This window comes from Shewanella sp. WXL01, assembly GCF_012263345.1.
Classification (GTDB): domain Bacteria; phylum Pseudomonadota; class Gammaproteobacteria; order Enterobacterales; family Shewanellaceae; genus Shewanella; species Shewanella maritima.
In genome coordinates, this window is sequence record NZ_JAAIKQ010000005.1 from 189,176 (window position 1) to 206,088 (window position 16,913).

The window sequence follows — 16,913 nt, forward strand, 5'->3', positions numbered from 1 at the left end:
TGAACAGCTCAAACAAACAGCGGATTACGCAAAAAAGCCTAGCGCAAACACGCTAGGCAAAAAGGAAGATGATGAACAATAAAAGGGTCGCGCTAATGGGGTTAGCGCGAGTTTGTTTAAAAAACTAGTGGTTAGTCTTCAATCACGCGAGCTTGGTTAATCTCAATCTTACGCGGTTTCATGGCCTCTGGTAATTCACGTACCAGATCGATATTCAGTAAGCCATTTTCTAACTCAGCACCAACTACACGTACATGGTCTGCTAGTTGGAATGTGCGCTCAAAACCGCGCTCTGCAATACCTTGGTGTAAGTACTTTTTGTCATCTTTTTTACTGGTTGGTTTGTTGCCTTTAACCAGTAGCTTTTCGCCTTCACTGGTAATTTCTAGCTCGCTCATAGCAAAGCCGGCAACAGCCATAGTAATTCGGTAGCGATTCTCACCCATTAACTCGATATTGTACGGAGGGTAACCATTTGAGTTGCCGCTATTTGAGGCTGCATGTTCAGCCATACGTGCTAGGCGGTCAAAGCCAATCGCACTGCGGTAAAGAGGAGCAAGATCTTGAGAAATAGTAAAATTACGCATATTCATATCCTTGTCTAAAGCAATATGTAAAATTAAGCCATTATTGGCGATGTGCATTGCCCTTTCGGCGCAATGGGTAACCGGAGTTGAAACCTCTGTTGAGCATTTCAATAATGTCTCCCTGCTACAATTAGAGATATATGGACGCTTTTTTCTACTTCAAGGGCTATTTTTAAATTTTTTGCCAATTATTTACGATTTGTTTGAGCGGCATCTGTCTCAAACAATAAAAAAGCTACCTTATTCGGTAGCTTTTTTGCTTAACTAAAAGCCATAATACTCAAAGTAATCTATTGATTATCTTCTGCTTTTAATACTGGAACATCTAATTTGTCTGCATAGCTATCTGGCACAATAAAGTTCAGACCTGTTGCAATTTCTTCTAGCTTTTTACCTTCAGCAGTTAATGACTCAACGTACTCAATCATAGATTCATTATCAATAAAGCCAGATTTTACGGTTTCTGATTGCTTGCGTGACTCAAAAATATCGTAGCCATCTTTACCACCAGCAATGTATGCGTTCGTAGCAATCTTATAGACTTTTTCGAGTTCAATGTCAGCGCAGTTACCCGCATCAACACCATTAGGGCAAACTTGCAGCTGCTCAATTTGCTCTCCTGCAACCGCTTTACCATTGAAGGTAAATGACAGGTTAGCAAATGTTGGGAATGCACCGCTTGAGTCAGTCATCGCGTAATTGATTGTATCTTCAAGCAAATCGACAATATCAGCACCTTTTAAAGACACAATTGCCAATTCGTTGTTGAAGTAAAGCAATGAGCCAATCACATAACCCGCAGTTAAGCCGCCTGTTTCCACTTCTTTAATATGATCGCGCACGCCACCTGTGTTGGTGATAGCCATATCAACGCCATAACCATGTTGGTTTAGCTTCCACACCATAGAAGCTGCAACCTGAGCACCAGCTTCACTGCCTGTACCAGGCAGCGATGCACCACCTCGGCTTAGGCCTGGAATGCGCACATGATCAAGCATGGTCGTGTCAACGGGATCGTTTGCATCCAATACCTCACCAATCACCTTACCTTCAAACTCTTCAATAAGTGGTTTGTAGTCAGTGTCGATAGTGCTGCGAAGCGCGGCATCTTCAGCAGTAATAGCAATGTTATTTTGCTCAGCGACAAAAGCTTCGGTCGCTTGTTGGTCAGCGTCATTTAATGCTTCTCGGTTTTCGCCGTCGTACTTATGCTTAAAGTCGTTATCAATTAGCAGCGTGTTATTGCCCATGCAGCTAACGATGTTACCGTCTTCAAAGCTAACATCGACTTGACCAACCGCTTGCGCTAAATCACCGGCTTGTACAATACAAGTACGAGTGCTGCCATTAGGGTTAGTGAAAATTTCAGCGTAGCTAGTGCTAGACTCGCCGCGGCCAATATTTTGGAAGTCACCTAGTAAAGTGTGAGAGTGTCCACCAACAATCACATCAACACCATTAACTTGCTCAGCGATACGAATATCACGGTCTAGGCCAATGTGGCTCACCATAATGATCTTATCTATGCCCATCGCGTGTAGCGTATCAACAGTATCTTGCGCCGTTGCCACTTCGCCGCTAAAGCTCAAGTCAGCGCCTGGAGACGAAATCGATTCTAAGTCTTCAAGTACCAAGCCAAAAATACCCACCTGATTACCATCAAACTCTTTAATGGTGTAAGGCAAAATGTTGTCTACCGCATCCATGTCAGCGTCGTTGCTGGTATCCATGTTTGCAGCAAGCAGCGGGAAGTTAACGTTCTCAGCAAAGTTGATTAGTGGATCGTTACCTAAATCGAATTCATGGTTACCAATGGCCATGGCATCAATATTCATCTCGCTTAACAGTTCTGCATTACCCTCGCCTTTTAATACGTTAAAGTACAGCGAGCCTTGGAATGCATCACCACCATGAAGGGCTAAAAACGGTTTATTGGCATCATTTGCAGCCTCACGTGCCGCTTTTAATGCGGTTGCCATACGCGGATAACCACCTACTGATGCACGTACTGCAAAATCGTTTGCATCCACCTGTGCGGTAAAATCGAGTGACCCAGCATCAAAGCTAGAGTGCGTGTCATTTACATGCGCAATGGTTAAATCAAACTTGTTAACATCATCATCGCTGTTACAGCCAACTAACGCTGTAAGCACGGCTGTAGCCAGCACACCTTTTACAAAATTCATCTTCATTCCGTGACCCCTTTTATTTTTCTACATACTGTTCAGTTACTGCTCACTCAATAAACTGCGAAGCAAATAACGCGCAACATAATAGCAAAGTAATTCTCTAAAACATGCGATTAAGGTTAACAACAAACCACCGTAAACCATTGGTATTACAACATTTTAGAGTCTTTGCTGTACGGGGCAAAAAATGCCTTCAACAAAGGAATGCAAGACATAAAAAACAGCGAAGATAGTGGCGGGCTTTATCACAATAAACTGAAAGAGTTAGCTAGAAACAAGGTTGAGGTAATACTGTTCAAGATTAAGAACACAGCACGCGGTGCGATATTTAGTTTCAAAAACAAGAAAGTTTTTGAGTAACAAAAAAGGTGACCGAGATCACCTTTTGTTTTGCTCAATTTGAGCACTATCTATCAAAAATGGCTTTATAACTACTGGCTATTTAACAGCCTGATACTGGACTTAGCTTAGCTTGTCTACAATCCATTCACCTATGGTAGTTAGCTGCTGTGGCAACACACTATGCCCCATTGGATAAGTTTGCCATTGACTGGTGTAGCCAGCTTTAGCAACGGCATCATACGCCATTTTTCCAGCAAATAAGGGGACGACTTCATCTTGTTCGCCGTGATGTTGCAAAATTGGTGTAGCACGATTAGCGTCAGCTAAATCTTGGGGTAATTTGTCACCCGCTGGCAGGTAACAAGATAACGCCATGATACCGGCTAGCGGTTTATCAAAGCGCAGCCCTGTGAAAAGGCTCATCACCCCGCCCTGACTAAAGCCAGCCAAGATAATTTTGTCACTGGCAATACCTTGCTCTATTTGCTCGTTGATCAAGGCGCGTACTTTAACCTCTGACTCAAGTACACCTTGGATATCGGCTCTATCATGCAAGTCCATGCTCTTGATGTCGTACCAAGAGCGCATAGTCATACCACCGTTGATTGTAACCGGCTGCTCTGGCGCGTGGGGAAACACAAAGCGAATGGCATGGTTGGCAGGTAAATTTAATACAGGTACCACAGGCGCAAATCCCGCGCCTGAGTCACCTAAACCGTGTAGCCAAATAACGCAGCACTGTGCTGATACACTTGGTTCAATAATAATACGGTCATGAAGTTGTTGTGTGGTAGACATTGATACTTCCCTGATTTTTTATTTTAGTAATGACTATTTTGAATGAGTTATTTTAATGACTATTTTGAGTAGCTAATTTTTATAACTGAGGACGAGTAAATTACTCAGTTTATAAGGCATCGAGTCCGGTTTCTGCCAGCACCTGTTGTAGCTGCTCATCGTCGTCAAGGCTGACGCTCCAGCGCACTGTGCCGGCATCAGCAACGATGACACGCCCTTGACGGTATATGGTTAAATCATCAACGCTTGCCGCCATGACTAGGTTGCTTTTGACGATGCGGCATTGGACTTCTTGGGCGGTGACAATCAAACGGCCTTGAGAAAAAGAAATGATCATAGATGATTGCTGATACCTAAATTAATGGTCAGCTTAGCTAGCTGACCATTGTAAACAAATAAATCTCAAATTGAGTTGCTAGTGCTGATGGCCACCAACGCCATGGGCGTGACCGTGGGCAATTTCTTCGTCAGTCGCAGCACGAGCTGACACGACTTCGATATCAAATCTTAGGTCACGACCAGCAAATGGATGATTCAAATCCACCGTCGCCATAAACTTACCGACTTTAACTATGGTGACCTGCCTTTGTCCCTGATCGGTATTAACCAAAGCTGACATACCTGGTTGCCATTTATCAGCGCCGGTTAAGTGTTTTAGCGATACTCTTTGCTCGGCGTCAGGAAGGCGCTCACCATAGGTATCTTTTGCAGCAGGTGTAATTGAAAACTTATCACCAACATTCTTGCCATGAATGGCGTCTTCAACACCTGGCATCATATTGTCATGGCCATGCAAATACGCGATAGGATCTTGAAGCACGCTTGATTCAATCACCTCGCCTTGTTCATCTTTTAAGGTGTAGTGAAACTGCACTACCATATCATCTTCAATTTTCATCTTTTGTTAACCTTGGGCTTACGCCCCATCCTTAATTGGCAAAACCCACGACTACAAAGTCATGGGTGGGTTTAACACTCTGTTAGGCGAGTGTAAGCCACTCGCCACTCAATTTTAATAGCTTACACCTAAGGCTTCAAAACTGTCTTTATCAGGGAAGCCGTCGGCAACCAAGCCTTGGCTACGCTGAAATGCTTGCAAACCGGCAATTGAATTACGACCTAACACGCCGTCAGGCTTACCAACATCAAAGCCCTTATTATTAAGCGCTTGTTGAAGCTGTTTTACTTTAGCGCGCGACAATCGCTGATGTTTTGGTGGCTTAACCGTCATCGGCGCGGCGCCGTTGATTCTATCGGCAAGGTGACCAACAGCGATGGCATAAAATTCAGAGCGATTCCAACGCATGATCACTTTAAAGTTGTCATAACCTAAAAATGCAGGGCCTTTGTGCCCTGCTGGCACATACAAAGCTGCATCCATGTCTGGTGTAGCAAGCGGCTTGCCTGACACTTGAGTCAGCTGCTTTTGCGCCCACTGTGTTAACGGCATAGTGTTTTTTACGCCTAAGGCGCTAAAGTCGTAGTTTTCTGGCAATAAGACTTCACGACCCCAACGTTCATTGGCGTTCCAGCCTAATTGCTGCAAGAAGTTAGCTGCAGAGGTTAACGCATCTTCAGTGCTGTCCCACAAATCCGCCTTGCCATCGCCATTACCATCAACGGCATATTTCAAATAATTGGTCGGCATAAACTGGGTATGCCCCATAGCGCCAGCCCATGAGCCAACCATTTTTTCGTCACTAAACCCGTATTGCTGTTTCAAGCGCAATGCTTGCATTAGCTCGCCGGTAAAGTAATCGCTGCGTCTTGGGTCACACGCCAAGGTCGCCAGTGAATCAAGTACCGGCATTTTGCCTTTGTAGCTACCAAAGTTAGTTTCAAGGCCCCAAAACGACACGATATATTGCCCAGGAATGCCATATTGCTTGGTTAACTTATCGAGCAAGTCTTTGTGCTCACGTAGCAGCTTACGCCCTTGTTGCACGCGCCAGTCGGTAACGCGCTTACCAATATAGTCACCAAAAGTGGTGGTGAACTCAGGCTGGCGTCTATCAAGCTCAATCACTTTAGGAACGTAGTTTAAGTTGGCAACGCTTGAATCAATAATGGCCTGGCTAATACCTTGCTGCTTAGCCGTGCTTTTTAACTCAACGACACATTGGTCGAATTCAGGTGGGTTTGCTGCATCAGCAGACACGCTCATTGCCAATAAAGCAGGCGCTACGAAAACAGATGTAGAGGTTAGAAGTCGCGTTTTTGCCATGAGGCCATTCTTATCTTTTTGATCAATGGCAACATCGTGACCGATCAATTGTGACTTCTCAAGCCTTCATTCCATTAATTTTTCAACATTATTGCCATCAGGTTAAAACTCAACCTCTATCCACAACTTTAAATGCAATTTGCCCTTTCGCTAATCAGCTCTTACCGTATAATGATTGCTTAACTTATAAAGAATGCGTCTGCATTTAATCAAAGAGAATAATCATGACTGAACAATCAGCCACACTGACTGGGTTTATTGCACAAGTAAAAGAGCACCAAGTAATTTGGGCGCTACAAGACGAAACAAATGATGGCTTTGTAGTTTGTGATTCATCAGAGTATGAAGACACTGATGTCATGCCACTTTGGTCAAGCAAAGATGCGGCACAGTCTCACTGTACTGAAGAATGGGCAGATTACAGCGCCGTTGAAATCAAACTTGGTGAATTTTTAGAGTACTGGGTAGGTGATTTAAACGATGATGGCGTGCTCGTTGGCATCGACTGGCAAGTAGATCAAGACTGCGAAGAGCTTGACCCTATCGTACTTGCGAAGTCATTGGTTGATGTTGAAGAAGAGTAATCAGCACTTAATTGCGTATTACTTAGTTCTTAGTGCTTAGTTCAACCTAAATGCTGGTAGCAACTCGCTGCCAGCATCAAACGCCCTACTCTATGTCTATTCATCCTATCGACGTCCCATTCAATAAACGCCACCTATGCTGGTTTTGTGAAGAGCCAAGCAATCAAACGTTCGAGTATTTGCGCCTGCCTCACACGCCGCACCCATCATTGGCAATACGTGCTTGCAATGAATGTAAGCAATTAGCCAAAGCCAATATGCTCACCAGTATTTGGGATTGCCGCGCGGCAGTGAAAGATCAACTGATAATTAAATATCAAAAGCATTTAGCAATTGGTCACAACTGGACTGAGCAAGAGCTTAAAGAATCAGAGTTTAGCTGTAAGGTATTTGAAGGCTTTAAAAACAGCGCCTGGATGATGTACAACATAGCTAAAGATAGAGTTAACGCAAAGGGCTGGCAAATTAGTATTGATGAGCAACCTATTAGTGATGAACATGACTACAGTGCGCTGCAAGCCTTTCGCTTCGATGACATTGAGTTCAGCTCCATCACCCAAGCGATTAGCCATTACAGTACAACCCTGGGCGTCTCGAGTGAATTTGTCACTCAGTTAGTGTCGGTGCTGGGCAAACAGCACTTTGCTAAAGCATTAACACTGGCAAGACTCAATATTGGCGTCACTATAGGTCGACAACGGCAGATCATTCAAGATGTCATTCATGAGCAAGATGCACTCAGCTAGCTTGATATGAGATTGCTTGGTGTGAGATAGCTTATTATGGGTTAGCAAGCTCACTACTAGTTATTTGCCAATACCTGCTGCATACGCTCTTGCACCACACTCACCAATAAGTCTGGCTGAAACTTAGAGATAAACTTATTACAACCCACTTTTTCAACCATGGCATGGTTAAAGCTGCCACTCAATGAAGTATTCAATGTGATATAAAGTGATGCCAAACGATTATCTGCGCGCACCTCGGCCGTAAGCTTATAGCCATCCATTTCAGGCATTTCAGCATCGGTTATCATCATCAACAGCTCATTAGGTACATCCTTGCCCTCATCCGCCCAGCCTTTGAGCATGGTTAATGCTTGCAGACCATCAGAGGCTTCAATAATCTCGATGCCAAGTTGTCCTAAGGTATCTCGCACCTGGGTACGCGCTGTGGAGGAATCATCTACAATCAGCACTTTTTTACCCATCAGCTCAGGCAGTAATTGCTCATCAAGCACACCTTCTGACAGCGTGATGTCATAATCGATAATTTCAGCTAGCACCTTTTCAACATCGATAATTGACACTAATTGCTGAGCGCCATCGTGATCGACTTTGGTAATAGCTGTAAGGTAGTTGTGCATACCTGCAGTGCGTGGCGGCGGCATAATATCGCCCCACGTCATATTAACAATGTGCTCAACTTTACCGACCAAAAAGCCCTGCACACTGCGGTTATATTCGGTGATAATTAAATTGGTGTCACCGTCATAGGGCTTAGGCGCAAAGCCAATGGCCTCCCGCAAGTTAATAACCGGAATGGACATACCGCGAATATTCGCCACCCCAGCGATATTAGGGTTACTGCCTGGCATAGCACTGAGCTTAGGTAGGGAGACGACTTCTTTAATTTTGAATACGTTTAACGCGAATAACTGCAAGGTGTTTATTTTAAACAATAGTAACTCTAGGCGATTTTCACCCACTAATTGCGTTCTTTGGTCGACCGTATCCAGCACATTGTTCATTATTAGTATCCGACGATATTACTCAGCGACATCATTTGCTCCCTAATTATAGTGTTATAAAACACTCAATTGCTATTAACTCAGGTGCTAAACGCGTGTTAAATCTCATCTATTAACCTGAACTCGAGATGAGAAAGTGCCAATGACACTTTCGTCATGAGTGATATCTAGTATCAAGTTTCTAGCGAGATAGTTTTGTTTAGTTCAAGGCGAAGCTACGCGTCAATAGCTAGCCTATTGCAAGTAGCTTCAACGAAGAAATTGGCAAAAATAGCCGTTAGAAACCGATTTATTATCCCGAGCTCAGGTTATGTACAAATCCAAATTGGCAAACATAACGTATTAATTTGCGAAGTTAAAAAATGAAGTAGTAAGAGAGATAAATGAATATTGCCTTGTTTCCACTATCTATTTGTATATTGCCCAATGGTTACACTCAGCTCAGAATTTTCGAGCCGAGGTATTTGCGTATGATCAGTGAGGCGATGAAGCAACAACGCCAGTTTGCAATGGCAATGGCCAACAAAAAAGGCTCACTACTGCGCTATGCGACGATTGTTAGCATAGTGGATTTTGACACCCTAGAAGACAATACCTTGTCAATCACCATCAAAGGTGAAAGTTTAGTCGCAATACAGGAAACCCAGCGTGAACCCGATGGTTTATTAGTAGCAAAAGTAAGTGAGCACACCGCCTGGCAAGCGACCCCTATACAATCGAATGATGGACAAGAGGAAGTATTAAAACAAAAACTCGTCGAGTTATTCGAGCAATATCCGCAACATCGCGATCTTTACCCTCAATGCCAGTTCGACGATATCAGTTGGATTTGTCAACGTTGGTTGGAAGTATTACCGCTAACTGCAGAGCAAAAGCAGCAATGTATTGGAGCTAATAGTCATATCGCGGCCCAGAGCCTTATTAATCAAATAATTCTATCAGAATAAATGATCCAATTTTAATTGCATGCGTATTGTAGGTTAAACGCGACACATGGATTTAATCGCTTTGAGCGCTTTAACGGTGAAAATATGCAATTAAACTCTTCTAGAACAAAGCAAATTGGTTATGATAAAGGTAAGTATCAGCAACCGATTAGAGCTATGCAGACAACAACTGCGATGGATAACAAGTCTAAAACCGACGCTGCAAGTGAGAAGCAAAGCGCGCAGCAAAATGCAATGCTTGCAGAATGCATGCAGCGTATCGCTGAGCACCAGGACAAAGCAGCGTTTGCTAAGTTATTCGCTTTTTTCAGCCCCAAAATCCATTCATTTGGTGTGCAGCGATTAAATCAGCAAGGTTTAGCCATGGATTTAGTGCAAGAAACCATGACTCGAGTTTGGACCAAAGCTCACCTGTACAACGCAAGCAAAGCCGCTGTGTCTACTTGGGTGTTTACCATAATGCGTAACCAATGCTTCGATATGCTGCGCAAGGTACAACACAATCGAGAAGACGCATTTGGCGACGACATATGGCCTTTATTTGAGTCAGACAATACCAGTGAAGAAGATGACGATTTCATGTTATCAGCATCTCTGCTCAAACATGTGGAAGCACTACCCGCACTTCAAAAACAAGTGGTGCGCGGGATTTACCTTCAAGAGCTAACTCAGCAGGAGCTTGCAGAGAAATTGCAAATTCCAATTGGCACGGTTAAATCTAGATTACGCCTTGGGCTTGAAAAGTTAAAAAGTTTTATGGAGCATCAAAATGATTAATTTCCATCCTGATCAACAAATGCTGTTACTACATGCCGAAGGTAAGCTTCCATTGTCTCTGTCAATTGCTGTGTCAGCTCATCTTGAATATTGTGGTAAATGTCAGCAGGAGCTAACAAGCGCTCAAGCCAAAGCTACCAACACATTTTTGAGCGACGACTCGTTAGCTGTCGAATCTCAACATGGTAACGAGCAATCAGACGCGGCTCAAACTAATGCAGATCTAGACAGTATGCTTGACGCAATGATGTCCGGACTTGACGATTTGAAAATTGACGATATCCCAAGCGTCGAGGAGCCATTAACTGTAGAGGTTAAAGGCGAGCAATACAGTTTACCCAGGGTGTTTAAAAACCAACTATTGAGCGAATGGCAAGGTATAGGTAAGGTGACCCGCTCAAGGTTAGATACCGGCGAAGGCAAAGCACGAGCTAGTTTGCTGCACATAGACGCCAATGGTGAGATCCCCCAGCATACTCACAAAGGTACTGAGATCACTTTGTTGCTCGCCGGTGAATTTAGTGACGAATATAACCAATATAAGCCTGGCGACTTAATGGTTATGACGCCAGACCATAAGCATTCACCTAAAACGATGGAAGGATGCTTGTGTTATACCGTAGTCGACGCGCCACTATATTTTACCAAAGGTATTAGTAAGCTGCTCAATCCAATTGGTGAGTTAATTTACTAAAAGGCTTACATAAACGCAGCAACTACAAACTAGTGAAATAACTTAGTTAAACGATTTCGTTTAAGACACCGAAGGTTGGTGAACTGAAAACAGCAGGGTTAGCCTGCTGTTTTATTTTATGTACACAAAGTTCTTGCTTGCGTAAGGTATATTGCTTATTATCCGTACAAGTTAGTGACATTTGTGAAAATTCAACCGCGTAAAATCCTATCGGTTTACCCTCAAGCTTGTCGAAACTTCAGCGTTAGCATCAATTGCCTGCCCCGAAAGTATGTGCCGTTAAACGAGTTAAGCCTCCTTGCAGCCGCCCCCTAGTTGGATCAGCTGAATGCATCGAGTACATGTTAGTTTTTACTAAGCACTGCAGTCATTTGATTGTCACAAAGCTGTGATTAACTAGCATACGTTTAAGTTAACGCTTGCCCCAAAACTGGTGGCATTAAGCGACCGGCATTTGTTGCGAGTTGGTATGGCAAGAACTAAGGCAAAACGAAGTTTGCTTTAGCTCACAAATTGCATACTTTTACGCCACTGCTATGCAGTTTTACTAGTCAACCAATGAGGTTTACGGTAAATAACAATAGCTGAAGCGTTAAGCCGACTAAAGCGTCATAGCGATGAGTAAATTGGAGCGATATTAAGCCTGGGGCTTGATTAAGCTTCGTTAACTTAAAGCAAAATGGGTTGCTCGACAAAGCCACTGTACGCTAACTTAGATTAAATCATTCATTTTCTGCAGCAGTTATTGCTAAGGATATTTATTGTCAAATTTACTCACCTAAGGGTGAAGGAATAAAATAAGGAGTGTGGCCTATGTCATACAATCTAAACGGACATGAAATCGTAGTAGACTTTCCAGTTGACTCTATTTCATCAAACAAAAACTCAATTGCATTTACAGATCGTAAAGGCAAAACAAAACAAACATTTACCAAGCGAACTGAAGCGCTTAGATTTATGAAATGGTTGATTAGCACAAATAAGTAGTTTCAATTCACTATTGACTACAAACTCGCTAACACCGACTCATAAACAACGAAACAAAAATACAAACGTTAAAGCTAGTAATCCATTTCGAAGCTAGCCAAACGATTCCAAATTGCTCTGTTAACGATAAACGCATTTCACGGTACATTCCTCTCATTTACCGCCGTTTATTAAAACAGAGCAAATGTAATCAAAATTTTTCTTAACTATCACACCCAAGTCTTAAGCATTATCTCCAAACCCATTGCTAAGCTAGTTCGATTCAAACTTTCTCGCTGAAGCAGCTCATCAATTTTGTACATCGACAATTCTTAATATGCCTTTGGTCAATCCGGGTATTTGCGCTGATACCTCGGCAGCATGGTTTCATTACCTTTTAAGCCACCTTGATGAATATACATGATAGGACGATTGCCTATGCTGGACTTGCCCTGTTCAATTTGACAGTGACTTAAGTAGTGCTTGAGCACCAAGAAACCGATTGGGTCATATAGCAGCTCAAACTCAATACCGCCTTCATTAACCTCACGCCAGATGTCATAACACTCGCGATAGAGCTTACCAAAATGATATTTTTTGCCATTGGACAAGATAGTTGGGAGCTCGCTTGAGTTGTCAGTTAATTGCATAAACTGCTGCTTCAAATAATCTGCGCTGCCAACAGTGGCGCAAGTAAACACCTTAAAATTATCGGCAATATGTTGCTGCACAAAATATTGCTGTAGGTACAGGGCTGTGGTGCCAGTACCGGCAGGCAGAAAAATATCTAACTGTTGAATTGAATTGTCATTCGCCCAACTCACAATTTCTGCGCCAAGCTTAGCAACACCAGATTGAGCATACTCACAACGCCCACCTTCAGGTACATGCAGCACCTGTTCTTGCCCCAAGCGGCTTTGATAGTCTGCCGCTATCACTGCCACCTTATCATCTAGGTTATCGGCTTTAATATGCGCGTATTGAACATGGTCACTCACGCTTATCACCCGAGCGCCATTATTAAGCGCAGCTAGATAGTTACCGCGAGGGTTTTGTTTCACGTAACTAGGAATATGGTCGACAAAAAAGTCTAACTGCCAACCCTTACGTTTTGCCAACTCAGATAGCGAATACAAGGAATTGGCCTGCGCACTGCCGCTGCCAATCACATGGGTGACCTCAGGGAATTGATGATAGAAAAAGTAATCAAACTTGCGGGCTTTATTGCCGCTAAATGCTTCATCCAGTAAATCATCACGTTTGATATAAATGGTGCGCTGCTGAAACAGCATAGTGTGTACTGGGCTTGGAGAAAACATAAATGAGACCACAAATGAATGCCGAAAATTAATCGAAGGCTGAGCCACACTCAGCACTAGGGCCTGTTGATCTTTCAAGATTATTTTTGCAGCTGCTTGTTGGAAATTTATACAAGGCAACGACTTTGATGTGTGGTTGCTCCACATGATAAGTCGTTAACGCAGTAGAAATGACAACAAGCGCTGCCTGAAAGGTTCGTTTAAAAGCACCTACGCCCTTAGCAAAGAGCTTAGTTTGTTGCGAGCCCTGTTGTTAAAATCAATAGGTTTAGGTGACTAGACGTCATCGCTCGCGTCGCGATTAAAGTGCTTTTAATTCGAACAAATTCTAATCAGCAAAGATCAACAGACCCTAGCCATTTTAACTAAAAGTTAGTGTGAAATCGCAGATCAATTTATTGTTGCAATATAACGGCTAGGCTTCAAACTCTTAGACAGACCAATAAACGCAATAATATCAACACCTTGCTACAAAAGGATGATTTATTGCCACTGTTGGCACACTTATCGCATTTACGTTAGTACCTAGTCCTAGCATCCAGTCTAGTGATTGGTTTTTACTCTACTTTTATTCGACAAGGAGCAATATGAGTATTTTAAGGCTTATTTTTAATATCGCATGGTTTGTAATGGGCGGCTTTATTATGGGCCTAGCGTGGTGGCTAGTGGGTGTGCTTTGTTTTATCAGTATTATTGGTATCCCTTTTGGCCGAGCATGTTTTGTTATCGGTGAAATGGCATTTTGGCCATTTGGTCAAGAAAGCGTTAACCGCAAAACCTTACGTGGCGAAGAAGATTTAGGTACTGGCACCATGGGGCTTCTAGGTAATATTATCTGGCTAGTGTTCTTCGGGATCTGGTTAGCACTGGGTCATTTAGCGTCCGCACTGGCTTGTGCTATTACCATTATCGGTATTCCGTTCGCGGTGCAGCATTTCAAATTGGCACTACTGAGCCTAGCACCAATAGGACAAACGATTATCAATAAAGATCAGGTAATCCACCGTATCTAACGCTCGACTCGCTTTGTGACTGTAATAGGCAAAGCTAAACAAATAAGGCCTGGCTTAATGCGCCAGGCCTTAGTGATCAACAACTCTCAAAACTCACATCACTCCTTCAATAAAAACTAATTAGCTTTCAAACGTAGCAATTGTTCATCAACAATGGCTTGCACATCAATGTTTGCCAACCCCTGATTAACCTTATCACGCCATAATCTACCAAATGCCGAATTATCAAAAGCAATGTGTAAGTGCTTGTTCTCCAGTATTTTGTCGTCAAGCTGCAACTTGTCAATGTGCTGTTTCACATAAGGGTCTGACTTGAGGTATTCAAATACATGCTTATCAATGACAATTGCATCTACCCTACCCGCCAGCAACACCTGAATTGACTGATATTCAGTTGATGTTAACTCCACCCGCTGCTTACCTGAAGCAATATTATCGTCAATTACCTTAGTATTAATGTAACCAGTATTCACGCCAAGTGTGTATTGAGTTAGGTCATGCTGAGTTTGCCATGAAATAGGCTTACCTTTAATAAACAATAGCATAATTGGACTTTGCCCAATGGGGTCAGAAAATATCAATTGCTCACTTTGGTATTGATACTCAGGGAAATAGCCCACTTGTTTGCCGCTGTTCACTAAGCGCATCGCGCGATTCCACGGCAGGTGATGGAACTCTGGTTCGATATCTATGGTGTACAACGCTTGCTTAACTACCAATGCTGATATGCCTTTATCCGGCAAAGAGACGCTAGTAAATGGCGGCCAATCTAACATCGACAGCTTCATCTCCTCCGCCGCCAGTGCGATAGGCTTTATAACTAATAATGTAAGTAACAAAATAACAGCAAAACCACGGGGCATACACACCTCGAACATTGTTATATTTTGGTTATTTAAGCTTAGGCTATTTCCTCATGATTAAGTAATACCCGTTACTACCTCTGTTCAACTTAACTCGCAAACGGCTACGAAATATGAATTTACACTTAACGTCTTCGTAAAGTTTCAGCAATTGATTTACATTGCCATTGAGGAATCGTTATATTCTGCGCACTGATGCAACCAACAAACTCCAATTAATAAATCAAATCAATAAGGACAGGACCGTTCAATGAAAGCCAAGCTAACTATGTTATCTGCCGCGCTACTTACCCTTAGCTTTTCTCACTCAGTTTCAGCTGAAACTTTTCAATTCACCAACCAAGTTAACGCTAAATCCGATACCTTGGTGGTATTTAAAAGCGAAGGCAACACTACAGGCTTTAAAGATTTTGACTCGAAAACTAATGGCCAGCTTAGCCGCGCATTAAATGCCAACAAATTCGACGCCAGCTTTAATTCATTTGTAGAAGTCATGGCGCCAAACCAACTGAGTTTTGACCGCGTGTTAGTCGTAGGTTTAGGCGACAAGCCACTGAGCAAAGCAGAGCTGACCAAACTAGGTGGTAATATCGCAGGCAAACTAGGTGCCAAAACCATTGCCGATGTGTCAGTAGCTGCTGAGCATTTAGATGTAACTCAAGCATCTTATATCGCCCATGGTATCAAGTTACGTTCATACAAATTTGATAAGTACAAGCAAGAAAAGCATCAAACTAAGACTTACACCTTTGATGTTGCAGATGTAAAGCAAACCCAGTCTGCCTACAGCACACTTGAGCACATTCAGTCAGGGGTATTTTTAGCACGTGATTTAACTAACGAAGTGCCGACTGAACTGACCCCTAAGGACTTTGTCGCTGAAGCTAAAAAACTCAAAAAGCTGGATGTAAAAATCAAAGTGCTTGAGCCAAAGCAGATCAAAAAGCTTGGTATGAACGCCTTGGAAGCTGTCGGTCGCGGCAGTGTTGATGGCTCACGTTTAATCGTTGCTCACTATAAAGGCAGTAATGACGCACCAATTGCCATCGCGGGTAAAGGGGTGACCTTCGACTCTGGCGGTATTCAAATTAAAACTGGCGAGCATATCGTGCGCATGAAGTCAGACATGGCTGGCGCTGCAGCGGCTCTTGGCACCATTAAAGCACTGGCGGCGATGGAAGCGAAAGTAAACGTGGTTGCCGTAATGGGTATCGCAGAGAACATGGTATCTGAAAAATCGTTTATCCCAGGTGATGTGCTCACTACCGCTGAGGGATTGAGTGTTGAAATTACCCATACCGATGCTGAAGGCCGCTTAGTGCTAGCCGATAGTATGTGGTATGCACGCGAGCACTTTCAGCCTAGTGTGATGGTCGATATTGCCACATTGACTGGCGGTAAATATCGCGCGCTAGGTACTAAGTGGGGCGGTATTTTCAGTGACAGCGACAAGCTAGTCTCTGAGTTTAAAGCCGCCGGTGAAGCCGTGAATGAACCAGTTTGGCACCTACCACTAGGCTATAAAGAAATGCTTGAAAGCCCAATTGCCGATCTACGCAATACAGGTAAAGGCGGCCCAAGTGGTACTACCGCCGCGACCTTCTTACAACAATTTGTAGGTGAGACCCCATGGCTACACATCGACATGGCTGGTAACGCATTAGCATCATCGGCTGAGGGTGAAGTAGCGGTTGGTGGTACAGGTTATGGTGTAAGGTTGCTCACCGAATGGGTACTTAACCAACATCAGGCTAAGTAACCTGCATTCGAGGTAAGTTGTATCGAAACTGATTAGCCAACCACATTAGTGCGTATATTTTGAGGGGAAATTAACTTTGGAGAAGCAAGCCTCTTTAGCAG

General features: G+C 43.2%; 17 protein-coding genes. 8 read left to right on the forward strand and 9 right to left on the reverse strand.

The window, feature by feature from the left end:
- Positions 1-131: 131 nt before the first annotated feature.
- From G3R49_RS13660 to G3R49_RS13685, 6 genes are all read right to left on the reverse strand, one after another.
- Positions 132-587 (reverse strand): Hsp20 family protein, encoded by a 456-nt coding sequence (locus G3R49_RS13660; RefSeq protein ID WP_130602633.1) that lies wholly within the window; start codon positions 585-587, stop codon positions 132-134.
- A gap of 290 nt (positions 588-877) precedes the next feature.
- On the reverse strand, positions 878-2,779 hold the full coding sequence (locus G3R49_RS13665; RefSeq protein ID WP_167870044.1) for a bifunctional UDP-sugar hydrolase/5'-nucleotidase: 1,902 nt from the start codon (positions 2,777-2,779) through the stop codon (positions 878-880).
- A 459-nt stretch (positions 2,780-3,238) separates the two neighbouring features.
- On the reverse strand, positions 3,239-3,916 hold the full coding sequence (locus tag G3R49_RS13670; protein ID WP_167870045.1) for an alpha/beta hydrolase: 678 nt from the start codon (positions 3,914-3,916) through the stop codon (positions 3,239-3,241).
- A 109-nt stretch (positions 3,917-4,025) separates the two neighbouring features.
- Entirely contained in the window at positions 4,026-4,253 is a 228-nt protein-coding gene (locus tag G3R49_RS13675) for a DUF3389 family protein (protein ID WP_130602627.1), read from the reverse strand.
- 78 nt (positions 4,254-4,331) lie between these two features.
- Positions 4,332-4,814: a peptidylprolyl isomerase gene (locus G3R49_RS13680; protein WP_130602625.1), complete on the reverse strand. Its 483-nt coding sequence runs from the start codon at positions 4,812-4,814 to the stop codon at positions 4,332-4,334.
- A 114-nt stretch (positions 4,815-4,928) separates the two neighbouring features.
- Positions 4,929-6,080, reverse strand: coding sequence for a lytic murein transglycosylase (locus G3R49_RS13685; protein ID WP_245335374.1), 1,152 nt, complete (start codon positions 6,078-6,080; stop codon positions 4,929-4,931).
- A 284-nt stretch (positions 6,081-6,364) separates the two neighbouring features.
- On the opposite strand from G3R49_RS13685, the gene G3R49_RS13690 reads away from it, so the two are divergent.
- Together G3R49_RS13690 and G3R49_RS13695 are read left to right on the forward strand one after the other, a co-directional pair.
- Positions 6,365-6,724, forward strand: coding sequence for a DUF2750 domain-containing protein (locus G3R49_RS13690; protein WP_130602621.1), 360 nt, complete (start codon positions 6,365-6,367; stop codon positions 6,722-6,724).
- 92 nt (positions 6,725-6,816) lie between these two features.
- Positions 6,817-7,470 (forward strand): hypothetical protein, encoded by a 654-nt coding sequence (locus G3R49_RS13695; protein WP_167870093.1) that lies wholly within the window; start codon positions 6,817-6,819, stop codon positions 7,468-7,470.
- A 56-nt stretch (positions 7,471-7,526) separates the two neighbouring features.
- Here the strand turns inward: G3R49_RS13695 and G3R49_RS13700 are convergent, their stop codons facing one another.
- Positions 7,527-8,474 (reverse strand): chemotaxis protein CheV, encoded by a 948-nt coding sequence (locus tag G3R49_RS13700; RefSeq protein ID WP_167870047.1) that lies wholly within the window; start codon positions 8,472-8,474, stop codon positions 7,527-7,529.
- 383 nt (positions 8,475-8,857) lie between these two features.
- Here G3R49_RS13700 and G3R49_RS13705 point away from each other — a divergent pair, with 383 nt between their 5' ends.
- From G3R49_RS13705 to G3R49_RS13720, 4 genes are all read left to right on the forward strand, one after another.
- Positions 8,858-9,421 carry an LON peptidase substrate-binding domain-containing protein gene (locus G3R49_RS13705; protein WP_167870048.1) on the forward strand — a complete coding sequence of 188 codons (564 nt, stop codon included), beginning with the start codon at positions 8,858-8,860 and terminating at the stop codon, positions 9,419-9,421.
- An 84-nt stretch (positions 9,422-9,505) separates the two neighbouring features.
- Positions 9,506-10,198, forward strand: a complete 693-nt coding sequence (locus G3R49_RS13710) for a sigma-70 family RNA polymerase sigma factor (RefSeq protein WP_167870049.1) — start codon at positions 9,506-9,508, stop codon at positions 10,196-10,198.
- Entirely contained in the window at positions 10,191-10,892 is a 702-nt protein-coding gene (locus G3R49_RS13715; RefSeq protein WP_167870050.1) for a ChrR family anti-sigma-E factor, read from the forward strand. Before G3R49_RS13710 ends, G3R49_RS13715 begins: the two co-directional genes overlap by 8 nt.
- A gap of 813 nt (positions 10,893-11,705) precedes the next feature.
- Positions 11,706-11,879 (forward strand): hypothetical protein, encoded by a 174-nt coding sequence (locus G3R49_RS13720; protein ID WP_130602611.1) that lies wholly within the window; start codon positions 11,706-11,708, stop codon positions 11,877-11,879.
- A 326-nt stretch (positions 11,880-12,205) separates the two neighbouring features.
- Here G3R49_RS13720 and G3R49_RS13725 read toward each other — a convergent pair whose 3' ends face one another.
- Positions 12,206-13,177, reverse strand: coding sequence for a 1-aminocyclopropane-1-carboxylate deaminase/D-cysteine desulfhydrase (locus tag G3R49_RS13725; protein ID WP_167870051.1), 972 nt, complete (start codon positions 13,175-13,177; stop codon positions 12,206-12,208).
- A gap of 587 nt (positions 13,178-13,764) precedes the next feature.
- On the opposite strand from G3R49_RS13725, the gene G3R49_RS13730 reads away from it, so the two are divergent.
- Positions 13,765-14,190: a YccF domain-containing protein gene (locus G3R49_RS13730; RefSeq protein WP_130602607.1), complete on the forward strand. Its 426-nt coding sequence runs from the start codon at positions 13,765-13,767 to the stop codon at positions 14,188-14,190.
- 116 nt (positions 14,191-14,306) lie between these two features.
- Here G3R49_RS13730 and G3R49_RS13735 read toward each other — a convergent pair whose 3' ends face one another.
- Complete coding sequence (locus G3R49_RS13735; protein ID WP_167870052.1) at positions 14,307-15,053, reverse strand: ABC transporter substrate-binding protein; 747 nt, start codon at positions 15,051-15,053, stop codon at positions 14,307-14,309.
- A 250-nt stretch (positions 15,054-15,303) separates the two neighbouring features.
- On the opposite strand from G3R49_RS13735, the gene G3R49_RS13740 reads away from it, so the two are divergent.
- Positions 15,304-16,812: a M17 family metallopeptidase gene (locus G3R49_RS13740; protein ID WP_167870053.1), complete on the forward strand. Its 1,509-nt coding sequence runs from the start codon at positions 15,304-15,306 to the stop codon at positions 16,810-16,812.
- Positions 16,813-16,913 lie beyond the last annotated feature (101 nt).